Genomic DNA, 17,818 nt, shown 5'->3' on the forward strand with positions numbered 1-17,818 from the left:
GAAAAATAATGAATAACAGACCGCAATTAATCTATATTTTACCCAATCTTTTTACAGCTGCTTCAGCTTTTTTAGGGGTTATTTCTATTATAGCTTCAATACATGGAAATTATTATACAGCTTTGATTTATATTATTTTATCTTTGATTTGCGATGGGCTTGATGGCCGTGTTGCAAGACTTACAAATTCTACTTCAAAATTTGGAGTAGAATTTGATTCTTTAGCTGATCTAGTAGCTTTTGGAGTTGCTCCAGCGGTTCTTTTTTATATGGCTATAGGTTATGATTTTGGAAAACTTGGATCTTTGATTACGGCTTTTTTTGTGGTTTTTGGAGCCATTCGTTTGGCGAGATTTAATGTTACCACAGGCACTTATGAACCTTCTGTTTTTATAGGTCTTCCTATACCTACTGCAGCAGTTGTGAGTGCTATATGGACTTATGCGTTTATCAGTTATGATTTTTTAAAGCCTTATGGTGTAGTTTTTTTGGTGCTTCAAGCAATTTTGGGGCTTTTAATGGTAAGTAATATACGCTATCCCAGCTTTAAAAAGCTTGATTTTAATCGTTCTAGCGTTTTAAAAGTTTTAATTATATTAATTATAATATTTTCATTTTTATATCTTTATCCCCTTGAAAGTTTAGTAATTTTAGCAAGCTTGTATGTGCTTTATGGAATTATTCGGGTTTTATATACCATTATTGTTTCAAAATTTAAGATAAGAAATCAAGAGTAAAATTTTTCAATGACTTCGCATTCTTCTTGAGTGAAACCAGCTTTGATTCTTGCCTGAATGTTAAGTTTTTTTCCTGCAAGAGAGAATTGTTTAAATGTTTTGCAAAGCTCGATAAAATCATACTTGTTTTGATTTGAAAATTTCCACCAAGTATCTCCTTTTTTAACGTGTTTTATTTCATCATTAAGTATAATTTCAAGATATTCCATTAAAAGATTTTTAATGGAGTGATTGGAGCTTTCAAGTTTTTGAACAACAAATGGGTTGGCATCAAGCCCTTTAGCTTCTAAACCTCTATGAACTACTCCCATTCTAAAGCTTAAAGAGTCTTTCGTAGCTTCTAGAGCAGATTCTAAATTATCATGCACTGGAAAATCTCCATATTTGTAACCAAGTTCTTCAAGTACTGAATTTAAAAGTTTGAAATGTTTAATTTCCTCATCTGCTACCTCCAGCCAATCGTAATAAAATTGCAAAGGTAGATTTTTAAAGCGATAACTCGCATCTAAAGCCAGGTTAATTGCATTAAATTCTATATGAGCGACTGAATGAATTATTTTAGCAAGCGCATGAGTTGAATTGACAAATTTAGGTCTTCTTATACGCGTAGGATGAAGTAAGGTAATTTGTTGTGATGTATTTTTTTTGAAAATGCTTTGATTCTCGTGATTAAAAATAAATTTGTGGCTTTTAAAGTCTTCATAAAAATTTTGAAAAGAGTGAAATTTTATATTTGTATTTTTTTCATATAAAATATTTTGAAGCTCTTGAAAAAATTCTTTTTGCATTTAAAACTTTCTTGAAAATTATAAAAATTTATCATTTAAAATTGAAATTTTAATTATATAATATAAAAATTATTTTACAAGGGTAGATCATGAAAGAATTAAATGAAGAAGAAAAAAAAGTAATTTTAAATAAAGGAACAGAAGCTCCTTTTAGTGGGAAATATAATGATTTTTATGAAAAAGGAATTTATCAATGCAAGCAATGTGGAGCTTCACTTTATAAATCCGAAGATAAATTTAAATCAGGTTGTGGATGGCCTAGCTTTGATGATGAAATAAGAGGGGCTATTAAAAGAATTCCTGATAAAGATGGGATTAGAACCGAGATTGTGTGTGCAAACTGCAATGGACATTTAGGTCATGTTTTTGAAGGAGAAGGGTTTTCTGCTAAAAATGTAAGACATTGTGTAAATTCTATTTCTTTGGAATTTGTAAAAACTAAGGATTGATAGTGTTTTCTAGTATGGGTTCTGAGCTTTATTTGATATTTTTTGCTGCAATTACTTTACTTGCCATCTTAAATCCTTTTGGTAATTTAACTCAATTTTTGGCTATGAGTGATGGATTGCCTTTAATGCTTCGAAAAAAACTTTTTAGAACTATTCTCTATACAGCTTTTACTATAGTTTTGGTATTTTTACTATCAGGACCTTTATTTATGAACTATATTTTTAGAGTTTCATTAGATGATTTAAGGGTTTCTGGTGGCTTAGTCCTTATTATAATGGCTATTAAAAATTTACTTTTTTCAACAAAAATTGCAACTAAGGATTTTAGTTCTTATCAGGATATAGATGATAAGGAAATTTTAAGACAGAGTTTAATACCTATGGCATTTCCTATGCTTGTTGGGCCTGGAACTTTAGCTAGTATTATCGTTATAGCCGAAGATGGTGGGCTTGATGTTGCTCTTGGCGGAGTAATGATAGCTTTTATTTTTATGTTTATACTTTTTCATTTTGCAGCTACTATAGAAAAAATAGTTGGAAAATTGATTTTACATGTTTTTTCTCGTATAGCACAAGTATTTATTGCTGCTATGGGGTTTAAGATGATTATTGTAGGTTTAAAAGATATATTTAACTTATAAATTAATATAATTTTAAGTAAATAATACTATATAAATATGATATAATTTTAAAATAATTTATTATTAAAAAGGTGAGTTTTATGTTTGGTGCTAAGAAAAACAATACTGAAATAATTGAACAACTTGAAAAAAAGTGTAATGGTTTAGGAGATATTTTAAGATCTATTGGGAATACCATGGCGGTAATTGAATTTACCACCGATGGCGTTATTTTAGAGGCAAATCAAAATTTTTTAACAACTATGAAATACTCCCTTTCAGAGATCAAGGGCAAGCATCATAGTATGTTTTGTTTGCCTGAAGTTGTTAATTCTTCAGCATATAGTGATTTTTGGAAAGATTTAAGAGATGGAAAAGCTAGAAGTGGTCTTTTTAGACGTATAGCTAAGGGAGGGATAGATGTTTATTTAGAAGCAAATTATCTTCCAATTAGTGATAATAATGGTCATGTTTATAAAATTATTAAATTTGCCAATGATATAACTCAAAGACATTATGAAATGCTTGATCTTAGAAATACTATTGCTGCTGCTAATCGTTCTATGGCTATTATTGAATTTAAACCTGATGGGACTATTATTACGGCTAATGAAAATTTTTTAAGAACTATGGATTTTAATATTGATGAGATTAAAGGAAAGCATCATAGTATGTTCTGTGATTCTAATTATAGACACTCTAAGGACTATGTTCAATTTTGGGAAGATTTAAGAGAGGGCAAATTTCAATCAGGTAAATATATAAGATACGGAAGAAATAATAAAAAAGTATACCTTGAAGCAAGTTATAATCCGGTTAAAAATGATGATGGGAAAATTTACAAGGTTATTAAATTTGCTACAGATATAAGCGAACAAGTTAAAAAAGATCAAGAAAAACTTCGCCTCATAAGCGAACTTGCAGAAAAAAATGATAATCTTACTCAAGATGGAGATCGTGTAATTGAAAACACTGTTTCAAATGTTCAGAATATTGCTGATATGATGTCTCAAAGTTCAAATCTTGTTTCTTCATTAAATCAACAATCAGATGAAATTAAATCTATTATTCAGACTATTAGTGATATTGCTGATCAGACTAATCTGCTTGCTTTAAATGCTGCTATTGAGGCAGCGCGTGCTGGTGAACATGGTAGAGGTTTTGCTGTTGTTGCTGATGAAGTAAGAAATTTAGCTGAAAGAACAGGGCATTCAGTTAATGAAATTACCACTACGATTAATTCTATTCGTAATGTTACATCACAAGTGGTTGAGAGTATTAAAAGCGGTTTAGAGGATGTTAATCAGAGTGTTGAACTTGCAAAAGAAGCAAGAGAATGTATGGAGAAAATTCGTGAAAGCTCTGCTGAAGTTGCTAAAGCAATGTCATAAGCGTGATTTTCACGCTTATTTTTTAAGTAATTAAATCTTTAAAATTTTTAAAACCACTTTCTTGATTGCATTTTTCTTTTAAAATATTTAAAAATTCTTTCCTAGAAATATTATGAGCACCCATAAATTCTAAATGTTGGTTATAAACTTGACAATCTATGATAAAATCATAAGGCTTTAATAAATCACAAAGTTTAATCATGGCAACTTTAGATGCATTTTTTTTAATGCTTACCATGCTTTCACCAAAGAAAACCTTGCCTAAAATTAAACCATAAATTCCACCTATAAGTTCATTATTTTCATAAAGTTCAAGGCTATGCGCATAGCCTTGGGTAAATAACTTATAATAAGTGGTAATAAATTCATCATCTATCCAGCTTTGAGAGCGTGTATCGCGACATAATGTAATTAATTTTAAAAAATCATAATCAAGTTTAATTTGATAGAGATTAATAAATTTTTTCATATTTTTTTGGATGTGAATTTGATTTGGATTTAAAATGCATCTAGGATCTGGGCACCACCAAGTTACAGGTTTACTTGTCCATGGGAATAGACCAAAAGTATAAGCTTTTACAATAAAATCAGCTTCTAAATTTTGACTTAAAAATACAGGAGCATTTTTAGGTGCATTGAGTAATTTAGAATATAAATTCGAGCTTTCCATTTTTACCAAGTTTGATTTTAGCTATACCGCCTTTTTTAAGCTTTCCGAATAAAATTTCATCACTGATTTTTTCTCCTATTTCCTCAGAAATTATGCGTTTTAAAAGCCTTACTCCAAATTCTTTATTATAGGCTTTTTTAGCTAAATAAATTTTGGCTTTATCGTCCGCTGATAATTTTATATTGTTTAAATTTTTAGAAATTTCATCAAGTTCTTTTTCGATAATTTTAACAAGTATAGCATCGTTTAAATCATTAAAATGCAAAATTTTATCAATGCGATTAATAAATTCTGGAGCAAAAAAATCTTTGATAGCACGATTACTTTTTTCTTCATTTTTACTTAAAAAACCAAGCTCATTGCTTTCTTTAAGTCCTAGATTGGATGTCATAATAATGATTGTATTTTTAAAATCTACTTTAAGACCGCTATTGTCGGTGAGTTCAGCATTGTCAAAAATCTGTAAAAAGGTATTACTTAAATCAGGATGAGCCTTTTCTATTTCGTCAAAAAGAACAAGACTGAAAGGATTTTTGCGAATAGCATTGCTTAAAAGTCCACCCTCTTCAAAACCTATATATCCAGCTGGAGATCCTATTAGTTTACTTATAGTATGTTTTTCTGCATATTCACTCATATCAAAGCGTTCTAAATTTAAACCTAAAAATTCAGCTAAAGTTTTGCAAAGTTCTGTTTTTCCAACTCCACTTGATCCAGTAAACAAAAACACTCCGCGTGGTGTATTGGAATTTTTAAATCCTGCGAAACTTTGCTTAAGTGATGAAACAAGGCTATCTATAACTTCATCTTGGCCAAAAATTTTTGCTTTTAAATTTGCTTTTAAATTCATTAAAGCTTTATTTTGATCGAATTCAAACATTTTGTGATGGTGAGTCATTTTTGCTAAAACATTTTCTAAATCTTTTAAATTGGCATTTTTTTTAGCTTTTGGATTTAAAGCAAAAGAAGCACCAAGTTCATCGACTAGATCTATAGCACAATCAGGTAAAAATTTATCATTAAAAAATTTTTTACCCCAAATTACAGCATATTGAAGAATTTCATCGTTTAATTTTATATGATGAAATTCTTCATATTTGTTTTTTAATCCTTTCAGAATTTGCAAGCTTTCTTCTTGGCTTGGTTCATCTACATTTATTTTAGCAAAACGGCGACTTAGGGGTTTATTTTTATCAAAAGTATTTTTATATTCCATAAAAGTTGTTGCACCTATGCATTTTAAAGTTCCATTACTTAGAGCCGGTTTTAAAAGATTGGAAAAATCAGTATGAGATTCTCCTGTACTTCCAGCTCCTACTATAGTGTGAATTTCATCAATAAATAAAATAGCATTGGGTATTTTCTCAAGTTCATTTAAAATTTCTTTAATTCTTTTCTCAAAATCTCCACGGTATTTTGTTCCCGCAAGTATACTAGCCATATCAAGACTAAAAATTTTTGCATTTTGTAAGTTTTTAGGCACCTTTTTTTCCGCAATAGCCAATGCTAATCCTTCTACAATGGCCGTTTTGCCAACTCCTGCCTCTCCTACTAAAATAGGATTATTTTTTTTGCGACGTGAAAGAATTTGCATCATTCTTTCAAGTTCAAATTTTCTTCCTATTAAAGGATCAATCTTGCCATTTTGAGCTAAAAGTGTTAAATCACTTGTGTGGTTGCTTAAATTTTGTATATTTTCATGATTTTGAAGTTCTTGAATTTTGTTAAGATTTATGTTGTGTTTTTTTAAGAGATAGCTAGAATAACTTCTTGAATCCTGTATGAGCTTTTCTAAAAAATCTATAATTTTAATTTCATTATTTTTATTTTTAAGTGAAAGTAAGATTTCATCTAAAACAACAGATATTGTAGGTTCTATTTCTTGTTTAATAATTTGATTGTTTTGAGAAATGTAATTTTTTAATTCAGTTTCTAGAAGTTCAAGATCTCCATCTGAAAATTCTTCAAATATATCCTTAAAATCAGTGCTTAGTTTTAGTAATGCAAACAGTACATGCTCACAGGTAACAAATTCATGGTGGTTTATTAAGCTTAGATTTTTGGCATTATCAAGATATTTTTGTAAATTTTCTTGGTATTTCATTCTTCTTCCACCTTTGCTTGTAGTGGAAAATTAGCAAGTTTAGCCGCATCTATAACTTTTTTTTGTTTTGAAAGAGCTATTTCTTGAGTGTAAATGCCACAAATTCCAGAACCATTGTGATGAATTTCTAACATTGTTTGACTTGCTTTTTCAAGGTTTTGATGAAAAATATTCATCAAAATTTCTATGACAAAATCCATGGTTGTTACATCATCATTTAAGAGTATAACTTTATACATTTTTGGTTCACTAAGTTTTATTTGCTCTAGAGTTTGGGTTTTTGGCATTATTTTCCTTTGTAGATTTTATTTAAATCTTCTTGCATGAGTTCTGTTGGAATTTTGCCAAGATAAAAATTTGTTGGAGTATTATTATTCCAGTAATCGCTTATTTTTTGATAAATTCCATTTTTTAAAACAACTTTAAAAGGAAGTTGCTCCATATTTTGATAGTCTATATCTTTTAAAATTTGAGCAATAATACGATCATTAGAACTGCCATTGCTTAGAAAATAGTAAGCACCATAATCATCTGCGAATTTTTTAACTGTTTCATCACTAACATCTTCAAAATGTGTAAGTCCTATAATGATAAATTTGCTAGAATTATTTTTCCAAAGTTTGCTAAGATCTAAAGCTTCTTCTTTGCATGGGGTGCAAAAAGTGCCAAAAAAATCAAACATTAGAACTTTTCCTTCCTCTCCTTCTACCACAAAACCTTTATCTGTTCTTATTAAAGTTTTGCTTCCACCATTTACACTATTTAATACTATTTTATCTCCTTTGTGATACTCTTCAAACATAAAATCATTTTGAATTTCTTCTTCTTTGGAGCAAGCATTAAGAAAAAATGCTAAACTTATTAAAAATAGGGTTAAAATTTTTTTCATTTAATTTCCTTTATTTATAATTTTTCATAGCAGCTCTAGCTTCTAAATCGGCTTGCTTTTTCTTTAAAGTTTCACGCTTGTCGTGCAAATTTTTCCCTTTAGCTAAAGCAAGAGTGGCTTTTACTTTATTTTTTGTGTTAAAATAAAGATCTAATGCAACGATAGTATATCCTTCTATACTTACTTTACCTAATAATTTATCAATTTGCTTTCTATGCATTAAAAGCTTTCTAGCATCTCTTTCTTCGTGTTTATAGAAAGAATGTGTAGTATGAAGCAATGAAATATGAGAATTAAGTAAAAAAATCTCATTTTTTATAATGCGAACAAAAGAGTCTTTAAGATTTGCTCTTCCTGCTCTTAAAGCTACAACTTCACTTCCCTTAAGGACAATTCCGGCTTCAAAGCGTTCTATGATGCTATAATCAAATAAAGCTTTTTTATTTCTCGCAATAATTTTCATCGATCAACCTTAAAAACACTACTACCGCTACCGCTTAGAAAAAAATCTTCTTGTAAGTAAGACTTCATTTTAGGATATAAAGTTGCACAAGGAGTAAATAAATCATTTAATTCTTTGTTTTTAAAGTTTTGTAACAACTCTTTTGTGCTGAGTTTTTTGTAGATTTGCGCTTGATTATTGTTTTTTTGAAAGTCAAATATTCCTCTATCAAATTCATCATAAACAGCTTTAGTTTGGCAAGATATTTGTGGAAAAGTCCATTTTAAATTAGGTATGTCATCTTCAAATTCTTTTATAATTTCACCACAGCCACTTACATTAGCAGAGTGAAAGCCACTTAAAAAAAAGGCAATATCACTTCCTAGTTGTATGCTTAAATTTATAAGTTCTTGTAGGTTTAATTTTAAATTTAGGGTTTCATTCATTAGTAGTAAAAAACTCGCACAATCGCTACTTCCACCACCAAGCCCAGCACATACTGGGATATTTTTTGTGAGTTTTAGGCTTTTTTTGCTAAATAATTCTTTTAATTCGTTATTATATCTTTTAGAAAGTAGCAAATAAGCCTTTTGAATAATATTATTTTCGCATTTAAAATTACTAATGATTTCAAATTCTTTTTTAGAGTCTGATTCTTTATCAACAAGCTCAAGCTCATCAAAAAGATCTTTTAAAAGTATAAATCGTGATTCTAAAAGATGATATTTTCTTGAGTCAAAACCGGTAAGTTTTAAAAAAATATTTGCTTTAGCGTAAGCTTTCATTTGATTAGTTTTTTGCTTAAGTCATCAAGTTTAATATCATTCTGAACAACAGAATGCAAATTTTCATCCTTTACTTGTTGAACAAGTTCTTTTCTAAGTATCATAAGAGATTTTGGAGCTTCTATGCCTATTTTGGCATATCCTTTCCCTGTTTGAACGACTTTGATTTCTATACCTTCTCCGATAATTATACTTTCATTTTCTTTTCTTGATAATATTAACATTTTTCAACCTTATTCAGAAGATATTTTACTGTATTTTCTTTAATATTAATTACGCTAAAATATTTTTCTGTTTCAATATAATAATCTCCTTCATCATGAAATTCTAATTCTTCGACAAAAATTTTAGCACCATTTTCGAGTTTACTTAAATTCTTGATAAAATTTGGCTTTAGGTTAATGTATTTTAACACATTTAAGCTTTTCTCATTATTATAAACAAATTTACCTTCTTTAATGCGCTCTAAAGAGCTTAAAGTCGCATTAATACCTAGTTTTCTAGCAAAAAGTTCGCAATAAGATCTTATATAAGCACCTTCACTGACTGTGATTTCAATATTTAAAAAAGGATGATTATAGCTTAAGATCTTGCAATCAAATACTTCCATTTGACAAGGTTTTAAATTTACTTCTATACCTTTTTTTGCAAGTTCATAGGCGCGAGTTCCATTGATTCTTTTGGCGCTAAATTGCGGTGGTGTATAGGAGATAATTCCTTGCATTTGATCAACGATTTGTTGTAAATTTGCAAGATCAAATTCTTTTATATTTTTAATTTCTTTTATATTTTGATCATCAAGACTTAAGGAGTAAACTCCAAGCCATAAAGTAGCTTTATAGGTTTTTGGAGTTTTTTTTAAAAAACGGAAAAGTTTTGTGTATTGTCCAAATGCAACGATTAAAATCCCTTTGGCGAAAGGATCAAGAGTGCCAGAATATCCTGCTTTTTTATTTTTATATTTTTTCTTTAAAGTGCTTAAAAAGGCATTAGAGCTCAAACCCCTTGGTTTAAAGGCTGCAAAGATCTTGTTCATACTGCTTTTTCCACAAAGCTTGCCATGATTACACGCATTATACCACCAAAATTAATATTAAGCTTTTCCTCTTTTCCGCTTTTATTAACTTCAACAACCCTACCAATGCCAAAAATTTTATGTTTAACTAGATCTCCTTTACAAAAGCTAGTTTTTTGTATATTTTGATTTTTTGATTTTTCATTGATTAATTTACTTTCTTCTAAGAAGCGACTAGGATTGATATTTGCTCTTGAACCATGATAAAAACGAGAATTTGCAACACTTATTGTGAGAAATTTTTTGGCGCGAGTGATGGCAACATAAGCAAGACGGCGTTCTTCTTCGAGATTTTCTTCGCTATTTAAAGGAAAAAATCCTTCATCAAAGCCTATTATAAAAACATAATCAAATTCCAAACCTTTGCTAGCATGAATACTCATCAAGCAAACACATTCTTCATCTAAATTATCTTGATCACTTAATAAAGAAATTTCACTAAGTAGATCTTCTAAAGAAGCTTCGGGATCTTCTTTGAGTTTTTCTCTTAGATTAGCATAAAACTCATCAAGATTTCTGATTCTTTCATCTCCATCATCTTGCTCTGAAAAATAATCTTTGATTTTAAATAATTCTTCTATATTATCAAAAACCTTTTTTGCATTATCGTAGCTTTTTAGAGTGTGAATATTTTGTATAAAAATATTTGCTTCATTTTGTGCTTTTTTTGTTGTTAAAATTCCTACACCGCCATCGCTTTCACATAAGGCATCAAAAAGTGAAATTTGACGTTTTTTTGCATATTCTTCTAAATTTTTTAGGGCTTTTTCTCCTATGGATCTTTTAGGGCGATTAATAATACGCCTAAATGACAAATCATCGTTTGGATTTAAGATAAGTCTAAGATACGAGATTAAATCTTTTATTTCTAATCTTTCATAAAAACGCATACCGCTAAGCAGTTTATAAGAAATTTTTTCCTTCATAAATGCTTCTTCTATTGCTCTTGATAGTGCATTAACTCGAAATAAAACGGCGATCTCTTTAGCTTCTACTCCAGAATTTAGCAATTTTTTCACTTCTTGAGCGATATATAAACCTTCATCTTTTTCGTTTTCGTTTTTTAATATTTTAATATTTTCCCCAGTATCTTTAGTGCAGATTAAAGTTTTTCCAAGTCGTTGCTCATTGTGAGATATGAGATTATTTGCTGCTTGTAAAATAGTCCCTACTGAACGATAGTTTTGTTCAAGTTTTACAAGTTTAACATTTTTAAAATCGTTTTGAAAATTTAAAATATTTTCAATTTTTGCTCCACGCCAACTATAAATACTTTGATCATCATCACCAACAACTGTGATATTTTCATGCATACAACATAGATTTTTTAGAATTTTATATTGCAAGGTATTAGTATCTTGATACTCATCAACTGTAATGTAATTATAAAGTAAGCTTTGTTCTTTGGCAAAATTTATATCATTTTCCAAAATGAGATTGCTTAGCAATAAAAGATCATCAAAATCTACAAAATTTTGCTTTAATAAGTATTCTTCATAAGCACGGTAATAGTTGGCAAATTTGTATTCATTTTGATATTTTTCAAAATTATGTTCTTTTAGTAAATTTAAATCTTCAAAGACATTGCTTACTCTTTTGCCTTCATTTTTACAATAAGATATGTATTTGATAATATCATAGACATTATCTTTGTTTTTATCATGGATTAAATCTTTAATTATTTTTTTTGTATCATCTGTATCGATAACAATAAAACTATTTTTACGCTCCAATCTTTCAAAGTGTAGTTTTAAAAATAAAAGTCCAAATTTGTGAAAGGTGCAAAGCAAAGGATTGTGATTACCTTGTAGAAAATTTAATGCTCTATGACGCATAACACTAGCTGCTTTATTCGTAAAAGTAAGAGTAAGAGTGTTATGCGAGGGGATGCCTACTTCACCGATAAGATAAGCAAGACGAGTGGTGATAGTTTTGGTTTTTCCACTACCTGCACCTGCTAGGATAAGCATAGCTCCATCAATGTGGCTTACCGCTTGTTTTTGGCTATCATTTAAATCTTCAAATAGATTCATTTTTTGAAAATATCTTTATTTTTTGGATTATTTAAAAATATATTTTTAGATTTTTGTAAATTTTTACTATTTTCACGTTTATAAAGGCTAAAATTAACAAATAAAATGCTATTTTCTATTTGAATTTGCGTGATAGCTCCTAAATCAACCTTTACAAAACTATCAAAATCATCATTACCAAAACCTGCGTGAAATTGAATGAAATCTTTATTTAGCTGTATGGATTCAAAGGTGTATCCTCCAAGGGCAAAAAGAGCATAAGGATTTTGTTTAACATCAAGCTCTTTGGGAAGTTCAGGGTTGAAATCTATGAAATTTGTATTTGCAACTATAGAAAATTCTATATTTTCTTCTATAAGGTGTGAAATAACTTCATAACAATGCTTTTGCATGGTATGGATAAAATTTTTATTTTTTAAGATTGTTTCTAGCATGATTGTAACTCCATAAATTCATTGATGAGTTTTTGAATTTCTTTTATGCCTATTTCCCAAAAATTTTCATCTTCTATATCAAATCCAAACATTCCTACTAGTTCTTTTGGACTCACACTTCCACCTAAAGAAAGCATTTTGATATAAAGTTCTTTAAAATTTTCACATTTTTTGCTTTTGTAAAGTCCATAAAGAGCTAAAACTAAAAGTTGGGCATAAGCATAAGCATAGCAGTAAAAAGGAGAATGGATAAAATGAGGAATATAACTCCACCAAGAAGCATAATTTTTTGTAAGTTTTACGCTATCTTGAAACATTTTTTGAGATTCTTCCATCCAAATTTTATTGATTTCTTCGGTGCTTAATTCATTTTCTTGAGCATGTAAGCGTCTTTCAAAACAAGTAAAATTAATTTGTCTATAAAAAGTTGCAAAAATATCTTCGATTTTATTTGCATATAAAGATAGGAGTTCTTCTTTTTTTAACTTATCTTTAATAAAATCAAATACGAGCATTTCGGCAAAAACTGAAGCTGTTTCTGCGGTGGTTAAAGGTGTGTTTTGATTTAAGTAGCTTACATTGTAAGAAAGTTTTTGATGGATAGTGTGTCCTAATTCATGTGCAAGTGTAAAAAGATCACGCCTTTTATCGGTGTAGTTTAATAAAACAAAAGGATGCGCATCAGAAGTTGCAGAATGTGAAAAAGCACCCCCTTGTTTATTTTCTTGTGGATAAACATCAATCCAGCCTTGATTAAAAGCATTTTTTGCTATATCATAAAATTGCGGAGAAAAAGCTTGAAATGCCTCTAAAACAATATTTTTACTTGTTTTAAAATCAAAACTTGCTTCTTTTCCTATGGGTGCATATCTATCATAGTCTTTAAGCTCATCATAGCCCAAAATTTGTTTTTTTCTTTTGTAAAATTGCGATACTAAGTTAAAATGTTTTTGCGCACTTGCTATCAAGGAATCAACGCTTTTTTGCGAAATTTGATTGCTGATATGTCTTGAAATTTCAGCATTTTCATAACCTCTTAATAAGCTTATATTTTTTCTTTCTGTTTTTATCATATTGATAATAAAACTTAAAAGTCTGCTATTTTTTTGCAAAACTTTACTGAATTTTTTAGCAGCTTTTTTGCGTATTTTTCTATCTTCGTCATACATTTTGCTTAGAATTTCTTCTTCGCTAAGTTTTTTACCTTCAAAAGGGATTTTTAAAGCACTCATACTTTCATCAAAAAGCCTACTAAAAGCATTTGCACCTGTATTTGAAAGATAGAGCATAATGCGTTCTTCGTTTTTGCTAAGATTATAGCGTTTGTTTTGCAATAAATTAGAAAGATAAAAATCATAATCTTTACAAAAAGTTGTAAATTCTTGACTTTTTTCAGGAGTTAACTCACAAAATTCAAGCTCGAAAAAGAGTAAATTTTCTTCTATTTTTTTGCATTCTTCTTCGTATTGTGCGTAAAAAGAACCATTTTGAGTGTTTTTAGCAAAAAGCAAATAAGCATAAGTCATGATTTTACCAAGAGCTTGATTTAAATTTTCATAATCTTTTAAAGCTTGCAAAAACTCATTAGTATTTAATGTATAAAGTTTATTTTCATAGTTTTTTTTGAAATTTAAACTTTGTTGGATTTGATCTTGTGTAAAATTTTGTAATGTTTCTTTATCGTGAAATAAAGCGCTTAAATCCCATTCTAACATTTTTTATCCTTCATTTTCTAGTATGAGTTTTTTAAGAACAGCCATTCTAATAGCCACTCCATTTTTAACTTGTTTTAAAACTAAAGTTCTTTCATCACTCATCATTTCATCACTTATGTCAATATTGCGATTTACAGGGCCTGGATGTAGTAAAATAAGCTTTTTATCTTTTACTAAGCTTTTTTGAATGCAAAAATCATTTGCGTAGTCTTTAAGTGAAGCATAAACGGTTTTATTATGTCTTTCTGTTTGTGTTCTAAGACTCATAATAATATCTGAATTTGCTATGATATTCTCATCAAGCTTATAATGTTTTTTAAGATGGGTATTGGGCATAAAATGTGGTGGAGCTACTAGGGTAATATCAAGATTAAATCTGCTTAAAAGTTCTATATTGGACGCTGCAACACGGGAATTTTTAATATCACCTACGATGCAAATTTTCTTACCTTTGACATCGCCTTGAAAATGATTATAAATAGTGAATAAATCTAGCAAAGCTTGGGTAGGATGGGCGTGTTTTCCATCTCCTCCATTAACAACTGGACAATGCATATGCTTTGCCAATATCAAAGGAACTCCTGAGTTTGCGTGTCTTATAACAATAGCATTAGGACTCATGGCATCTAAATTAGCAGCAGTATCATAAAGAGTTTCTCCTTTGCTAGAGCTTGATCTTGAAACATCAAGGCGTAAAACCCTAGCACCTAATCTTCTTGCAGCGCTTTCAAAAGATGAAAGGGTGCGTGTAGAGTTTTCAAAAAAAATTGTCGTGATACTTTTTCCTTTAAGAAAAGTTCTAGGTTTTTCATCTAAGAAATCACTTGCTTCTTTAAAAAGCTCCATAATTTCGACTTTATTAAAATCCTTTGTAGTGATGAGATGACGCATGCTTTTACCTTATTTGATATTATAATTTAATTCATTTTTAGAACAAATTGCTGTAAAAAGAACATCTGTAGAACTATTTAAAGCAGTTTCAACACTATCTTGAATAACCCCTATAATAAAACCTATGGCAACTACCTTCATAGCAATATCATAGTCTATATTAAATAAAGAACAAGCCAAAGGTATAAGCAGTAAGGATCCACCCGCAACTCCGCTAGCCCCGCAAGCTGCAAAGGTGGCAATAATGCTTAATAAAAGGGCTTGCAAAAGACTGATTTCTATACCAACGGTATTGGCTGTAGTAAGACTTAAAATAGCTATAGTAACTGCCGCTCCTGCCATGTTGATAGTAGCTCCTAAAGGTATAGAAATGCCATAAAATTCTTTATCTATGCCAAGTTTGGCGCAAAGTGCCATATTAACAGGGATATTTGCCGCTGAACTTCTTGTGAAAAAAGCAAAAAATGCACTGTGTCTTAAGCAGATAAAAATCAAAGGAAAAGGATTTTTTCTTGTATAAAAAAAAACTATTAAGGCATTGATAACAAAAGTAACAAAAAGCATAGTAGCTACAAGTAAAAATAAAAGTTTTATATAGCTTAGTAAGCCTTGTGCTCCTGTTTGTGCTACAGAATTAGCCACAAGTCCAAAAATTCCAAAAGGAGCAAGTTTTACTACAAATTTAACAATTTTCAAAACCCCTTCATTGATATCTATAAAAACTTGTTTTACTTCGTTAGAGCAGTGTTTTAATGCTATGCCTCCAGCTATTGCCCAGGTTAAAATTCCTAAATAATTCCCACTTGAAAGAGCATTTATAGGATTATCGACAATTTTAAATAAAAGATCTTTAAAAATCTCACTCATGTGGGTTGGAGATGAGTTTGTAGCGGTTTGAATTCCATCTAAAACAAGCTTTACAGGAAAGAAAAAATTAGCAAGAACCGCACAAGCTGAAGCAAGAAAGGTGCCTACTATATATAAAATGATAATATTTTTGATCTTAGCACCACTTTGAGAAAAATCTTTAGTGCAAATTGAAGTTAAAATCAAAACAAAAACAAGCATAGGAGCGATAGCTTTTAAGGCACTTGTAAAAAGTATTCCGAGTAAATTTGCAATTTCAGATATTTCTTTAGAACTAATGCCTATAAGTATTCCTAGTACTATACCTATGCAAATTTGAACTATGAGGTTGCCTTTAGCGTAGCTTTGAATGATTTTAGAAAACATAAAAACCTTTTAAATATTTTTTATATCAGAAGTTGATTTTAGCTAATTTTTGCTTAATTTTAGAGAATTTTTAATTTATCAAGCTTTGATAAGTTTATTTGGATACAATTGTGGTTCATTTTAAATGAAAGGACTTTTTATGTATCTATTCACTTCAGAAGTCGTAAGTGCAGGTCATCCAGACAAGTGCGCTGATATAATCGCTGATACGATAGTGGATATACTCTTGAAAAATGACAAAAATTCAAGGGTGGCGAGTGAGGTTTTTGTCGCAGGAAATAAGGTTGTGATAGGAGGCGAAGTTAAGTCAAATCACAAACTTAGTAAAGCTGATTACGATAATTTAGTTAAAGATGTTTTAAAAAACATTGGTTATGATGGGGCAGGGCATTTTAACAAAGAGCAGTGTTTGCATCCTGATGAAGTTGATGTTATGGTGTTTTTAAATGAACAAAGCCCTGATATTAATCAAGGTGTTGATCAAGAAGATGGCGAAACAGGGGCAGGTGATCAAGGCATTATGTTTGGTTTTGCAAGTTGTGAGGCTGAAGAATACATGCCAGCAGCCATTAGCTATGCAAGAATGCTATGTGATAAAGTCTACGCTTATGCAAAAGCAAATCCACACGAACTTGGCGTGGATATTAAAACTCAAGTAACTATTGATTATGGCACTAAGGCGAATTTTGAAAATTGCAAACCGCAAAGTATTCATACTATAGTAGTTTCTGCGCCTTGTGTTGAAAGTATGAAAATAGAAGATTTAAGATCTTTGGTGATGAAACTTATCTTAGATAGTAATTTACCAAAAGAACTTTTTGACCCTAATAAGACTAGAATTTTAATCAATCCAACTGGTAAATATATTAATCATTCTTCTTTACATGATAGTGGTTTAACAGGAAGAAAACTTATAGTAGATAGTTTTGGAGGTTATTCTCCAATAGGTGGTGGCGCACAATCGAGCAAAGATTATACTAAAGTTGATAGAAGTGGACTTTATGCAGGTAGATGGCTAGCTAAAAATATAGTTGCAGCAGGGCTTGCTAAAAAATGTATTGTTCAACTTAGTTATGCTATAGGTGTTGCAAAACCTACTTCGGTAAGTGTGGATTGTATGGGCACAAATACCAGTGTAAATGATGATGTTTTAAGTGATTTTGTTATGCAAAACTTCTCTTTAACGCCAAATTGGATCCGTGATAAATTTCATCTGGATAAACCAAGTAAAGAAACTTTTCTTTATGCGGATGTAGCGGCTCGTGGGCAAGTAGGACAAAAGGACTATCCTTGGGAACAACTTGATGCTCTAGAACAGTTTAAAAAGCTGCTTTAAAAAATTAACAATATTATACAAGCTTAAATAAGGCTTGTATAATTATAAAGAATTAATGAAGTTGTATTAATTTTTGACTTAGAGGGATATTTTTCAATATCCCCCATAAATATAAAAGTTAGGAAGGAAGCTAAATTAATTTAGCTTTGGGGTAAAAACCCCTCTAAGTCAAAATATTATTTGACAGAATTATAATATAAAATAACTTAAATTACTTTAAAATTAA

At 29.8% G+C, this 17,818-nt stretch carries 19 protein-coding genes; 5 read left to right on the plus strand and 14 right to left on the minus strand.

The annotated features are described in order from the left end of the window. The first annotated feature begins 8 nt into the window (after positions 1-8). Positions 9-737, plus strand: a complete 729-nt coding sequence (gene pssA / locus AJ885_RS02825; RefSeq protein WP_002859122.1) for a CDP-diacylglycerol--serine O-phosphatidyltransferase — start codon at positions 9-11, stop codon at positions 735-737. Here pssA and AJ885_RS02830 read toward each other — a convergent pair. Next, on the minus strand, positions 728-1,525 hold the full coding sequence (locus AJ885_RS02830) for a ferritin-like domain-containing protein (RefSeq protein WP_002870517.1): 798 nt from the start codon (positions 1,523-1,525) through the stop codon (positions 728-730). The genes pssA and AJ885_RS02830 overlap by 10 nt on opposite strands. An 89-nt stretch (positions 1,526-1,614) precedes the next feature. Between AJ885_RS02830 and AJ885_RS02835 the strand changes: the two genes are divergently transcribed. The 3 genes from AJ885_RS02835 to cetZ all read left to right on the plus strand — a co-directional run bounded on the left by AJ885_RS02835 (position 1,615) and on the right by cetZ (position 3,985). Next, positions 1,615-1,974 carry a methionine-R-sulfoxide reductase gene (locus AJ885_RS02835; RefSeq protein ID WP_002861829.1) on the plus strand — a complete coding sequence of 120 codons (360 nt, stop codon included), beginning with the start codon at positions 1,615-1,617 and terminating at the stop codon, positions 1,972-1,974. Positions 1,975-1,988: 14 nt separating this feature from the next. Next, on the plus strand, positions 1,989-2,615 hold the full coding sequence (locus tag AJ885_RS02840) for a MarC family protein (RefSeq protein ID WP_074470041.1): 627 nt from the start codon (positions 1,989-1,991) through the stop codon (positions 2,613-2,615). An 80-nt stretch (positions 2,616-2,695) separates the two neighbouring features. After that, on the plus strand, positions 2,696-3,985 hold the full coding sequence (cetZ, locus tag AJ885_RS02845) for an energy taxis response protein CetZ (RefSeq protein ID WP_002861827.1): 1,290 nt from the start codon (positions 2,696-2,698) through the stop codon (positions 3,983-3,985). 22 nt (positions 3,986-4,007) lie between these two features. Here the strand turns inward: cetZ and aat are convergent, their stop codons facing one another. From aat to sstT, 13 genes are read right to left on the minus strand one after another with little or no spacing between them, the layout of a single operon-like run. After that, positions 4,008-4,655: a leucyl/phenylalanyl-tRNA--protein transferase gene (aat, locus tag AJ885_RS02850; protein WP_044779143.1), complete on the minus strand. Its 648-nt coding sequence runs from the start codon at positions 4,653-4,655 to the stop codon at positions 4,008-4,010. Continuing rightward, positions 4,630-6,759: an AAA family ATPase gene (locus AJ885_RS02855; RefSeq protein WP_044779144.1), complete on the minus strand. Its 2,130-nt coding sequence runs from the start codon at positions 6,757-6,759 to the stop codon at positions 4,630-4,632. Before AJ885_RS02855 ends, aat begins: the two co-directional genes overlap by 26 nt. Then, positions 6,756-7,046: an ATP-dependent Clp protease adaptor ClpS gene (locus AJ885_RS02860; protein WP_044779145.1), complete on the minus strand. Its 291-nt coding sequence runs from the start codon at positions 7,044-7,046 to the stop codon at positions 6,756-6,758. The genes AJ885_RS02855 and AJ885_RS02860 overlap by 4 nt, the downstream gene beginning before the upstream one ends. Beyond that, positions 7,046-7,648, minus strand: coding sequence for a TlpA disulfide reductase family protein (locus tag AJ885_RS02865; RefSeq protein ID WP_002888338.1), 603 nt, complete (start codon positions 7,646-7,648; stop codon positions 7,046-7,048). Before AJ885_RS02865 ends, AJ885_RS02860 begins: the two co-directional genes overlap by 1 nt. Before the next feature lie 10 nt (positions 7,649-7,658). After that, entirely contained in the window at positions 7,659-8,111 is a 453-nt protein-coding gene (gene smpB / locus AJ885_RS02870; RefSeq protein WP_044779146.1) for an SsrA-binding protein SmpB, read from the minus strand. Continuing rightward, positions 8,108-8,875 (minus strand): 4-(cytidine 5'-diphospho)-2-C-methyl-D-erythritol kinase, encoded by a 768-nt coding sequence (locus tag AJ885_RS02875; RefSeq protein WP_002870521.1) that lies wholly within the window; start codon positions 8,873-8,875, stop codon positions 8,108-8,110. Before AJ885_RS02875 ends, smpB begins: the two co-directional genes overlap by 4 nt. Continuing rightward, on the minus strand, positions 8,872-9,099 hold the full coding sequence (gene csrA / locus AJ885_RS02880; protein WP_002852854.1) for a carbon storage regulator CsrA: 228 nt from the start codon (positions 9,097-9,099) through the stop codon (positions 8,872-8,874). Before csrA ends, AJ885_RS02875 begins: the two co-directional genes overlap by 4 nt. After that, complete coding sequence (gene truB, locus AJ885_RS02885; protein WP_002870522.1) at positions 9,093-9,911, minus strand: tRNA pseudouridine(55) synthase TruB; 819 nt, start codon at positions 9,909-9,911, stop codon at positions 9,093-9,095. Before truB ends, csrA begins: the two co-directional genes overlap by 7 nt. Beyond that, positions 9,908-11,983 carry an ATP-dependent helicase gene (locus AJ885_RS02890; protein WP_002866122.1) on the minus strand — a complete coding sequence of 692 codons (2,076 nt, stop codon included), beginning with the start codon at positions 11,981-11,983 and terminating at the stop codon, positions 9,908-9,910. Before AJ885_RS02890 ends, truB begins: the two co-directional genes overlap by 4 nt. After that, positions 11,980-12,417 carry a hypothetical protein gene (locus AJ885_RS02895; RefSeq protein ID WP_044779148.1) on the minus strand — a complete coding sequence of 146 codons (438 nt, stop codon included), beginning with the start codon at positions 12,415-12,417 and terminating at the stop codon, positions 11,980-11,982. Before AJ885_RS02895 ends, AJ885_RS02890 begins: the two co-directional genes overlap by 4 nt. Then, the gene (locus AJ885_RS02900; protein ID WP_044780197.1) at positions 12,411-14,132 is read right to left on the minus strand and encodes a M3 family oligoendopeptidase; all 1,722 of its coding nucleotides are present in this window, start codon (positions 14,130-14,132) and stop codon (positions 12,411-12,413) included. The genes AJ885_RS02895 and AJ885_RS02900 overlap by 7 nt, the downstream gene beginning before the upstream one ends. A 3-nt stretch (positions 14,133-14,135) precedes the next feature. Next, the gene (locus tag AJ885_RS02905; protein WP_044780198.1) at positions 14,136-15,023 is read right to left on the minus strand and encodes an aspartate carbamoyltransferase catalytic subunit; all 888 of its coding nucleotides are present in this window, start codon (positions 15,021-15,023) and stop codon (positions 14,136-14,138) included. Positions 15,024-15,032: 9 nt separating this feature from the next. Next, positions 15,033-16,256: a serine/threonine transporter SstT gene (sstT, locus tag AJ885_RS02910; RefSeq protein ID WP_044780199.1), complete on the minus strand. Its 1,224-nt coding sequence runs from the start codon at positions 16,254-16,256 to the stop codon at positions 15,033-15,035. Positions 16,257-16,395: 139 nt separating this feature from the next. On the opposite strand from sstT, the gene metK reads away from it, so the two are divergent. Beyond that, a complete protein-coding gene (metK, locus tag AJ885_RS02915; RefSeq protein ID WP_002861817.1) occupies positions 16,396-17,592 on the plus strand; it encodes a methionine adenosyltransferase in 1,197 nt (398 codons plus the stop codon). The last annotated feature ends 226 nt before the right edge of the window (positions 17,593-17,818 follow it).

The organism is Campylobacter sp. BCW_6464 (assembly GCF_001762775.1).
GTDB lineage: Bacteria > Campylobacterota > Campylobacteria > Campylobacterales > Campylobacteraceae > Campylobacter_D > Campylobacter_D jejuni.

What these genes read in the sequence shown, in the direction of transcription:
- pssA (WP_002859122.1), top strand. Translation starts at nt 9, where the DNA reads ATGAATAACAGACCGCAATTAATCTATATTTTACCCAATCTTTTTACA.
- AJ885_RS02830 (WP_002870517.1), bottom strand. Translation starts at nt 1,525, where the DNA reads ATGCAAAAAGAATTTTTTCAAGAGCTTCAAAATATTTTATATGAAAAA.
- AJ885_RS02835 (WP_002861829.1), top strand. Translation starts at nt 1,615, where the DNA reads ATGAAAGAATTAAATGAAGAAGAAAAAAAAGTAATTTTAAATAAAGGA.
- AJ885_RS02840 (WP_074470041.1), top strand. Translation starts at nt 1,989, where the DNA reads ATGGGTTCTGAGCTTTATTTGATATTTTTTGCTGCAATTACTTTACTT.
- cetZ (WP_002861827.1), top strand. Translation starts at nt 2,696, where the DNA reads ATGTTTGGTGCTAAGAAAAACAATACTGAAATAATTGAACAACTTGAA.
- aat (WP_044779143.1), bottom strand. Translation starts at nt 4,655, where the DNA reads ATGGAAAGCTCGAATTTATATTCTAAATTACTCAATGCACCTAAAAAT.
- AJ885_RS02855 (WP_044779144.1), bottom strand. Translation starts at nt 6,759, where the DNA reads ATGAAATACCAAGAAAATTTACAAAAATATCTTGATAATGCCAAAAAT.
- AJ885_RS02860 (WP_044779145.1), bottom strand. Translation starts at nt 7,046, where the DNA reads ATGCCAAAAACCCAAACTCTAGAGCAAATAAAACTTAGTGAACCAAAA.
- AJ885_RS02865 (WP_002888338.1), bottom strand. Translation starts at nt 7,648, where the DNA reads ATGAAAAAAATTTTAACCCTATTTTTAATAAGTTTAGCATTTTTTCTT.
- smpB (WP_044779146.1), bottom strand. Translation starts at nt 8,111, where the DNA reads ATGAAAATTATTGCGAGAAATAAAAAAGCTTTATTTGATTATAGCATC.
- AJ885_RS02875 (WP_002870521.1), bottom strand. Translation starts at nt 8,875, where the DNA reads ATGAAAGCTTACGCTAAAGCAAATATTTTTTTAAAACTTACCGGTTTT.
- csrA (WP_002852854.1), bottom strand. Translation starts at nt 9,099, where the DNA reads ATGTTAATATTATCAAGAAAAGAAAATGAAAGTATAATTATCGGAGAA.
- truB (WP_002870522.1), bottom strand. Translation starts at nt 9,911, where the DNA reads ATGAACAAGATCTTTGCAGCCTTTAAACCAAGGGGTTTGAGCTCTAAT.
- AJ885_RS02890 (WP_002866122.1), bottom strand. Translation starts at nt 11,983, where the DNA reads ATGAATCTATTTGAAGATTTAAATGATAGCCAAAAACAAGCGGTAAGC.
- AJ885_RS02895 (WP_044779148.1), bottom strand. Translation starts at nt 12,417, where the DNA reads ATGCTAGAAACAATCTTAAAAAATAAAAATTTTATCCATACCATGCAA.
- AJ885_RS02900 (WP_044780197.1), bottom strand. Translation starts at nt 14,132, where the DNA reads ATGTTAGAATGGGATTTAAGCGCTTTATTTCACGATAAAGAAACATTA.
- AJ885_RS02905 (WP_044780198.1), bottom strand. Translation starts at nt 15,023, where the DNA reads ATGCGTCATCTCATCACTACAAAGGATTTTAATAAAGTCGAAATTATG.
- sstT (WP_044780199.1), bottom strand. Translation starts at nt 16,256, where the DNA reads ATGTTTTCTAAAATCATTCAAAGCTACGCTAAAGGCAACCTCATAGTT.
- metK (WP_002861817.1), top strand. Translation starts at nt 16,396, where the DNA reads ATGTATCTATTCACTTCAGAAGTCGTAAGTGCAGGTCATCCAGACAAG.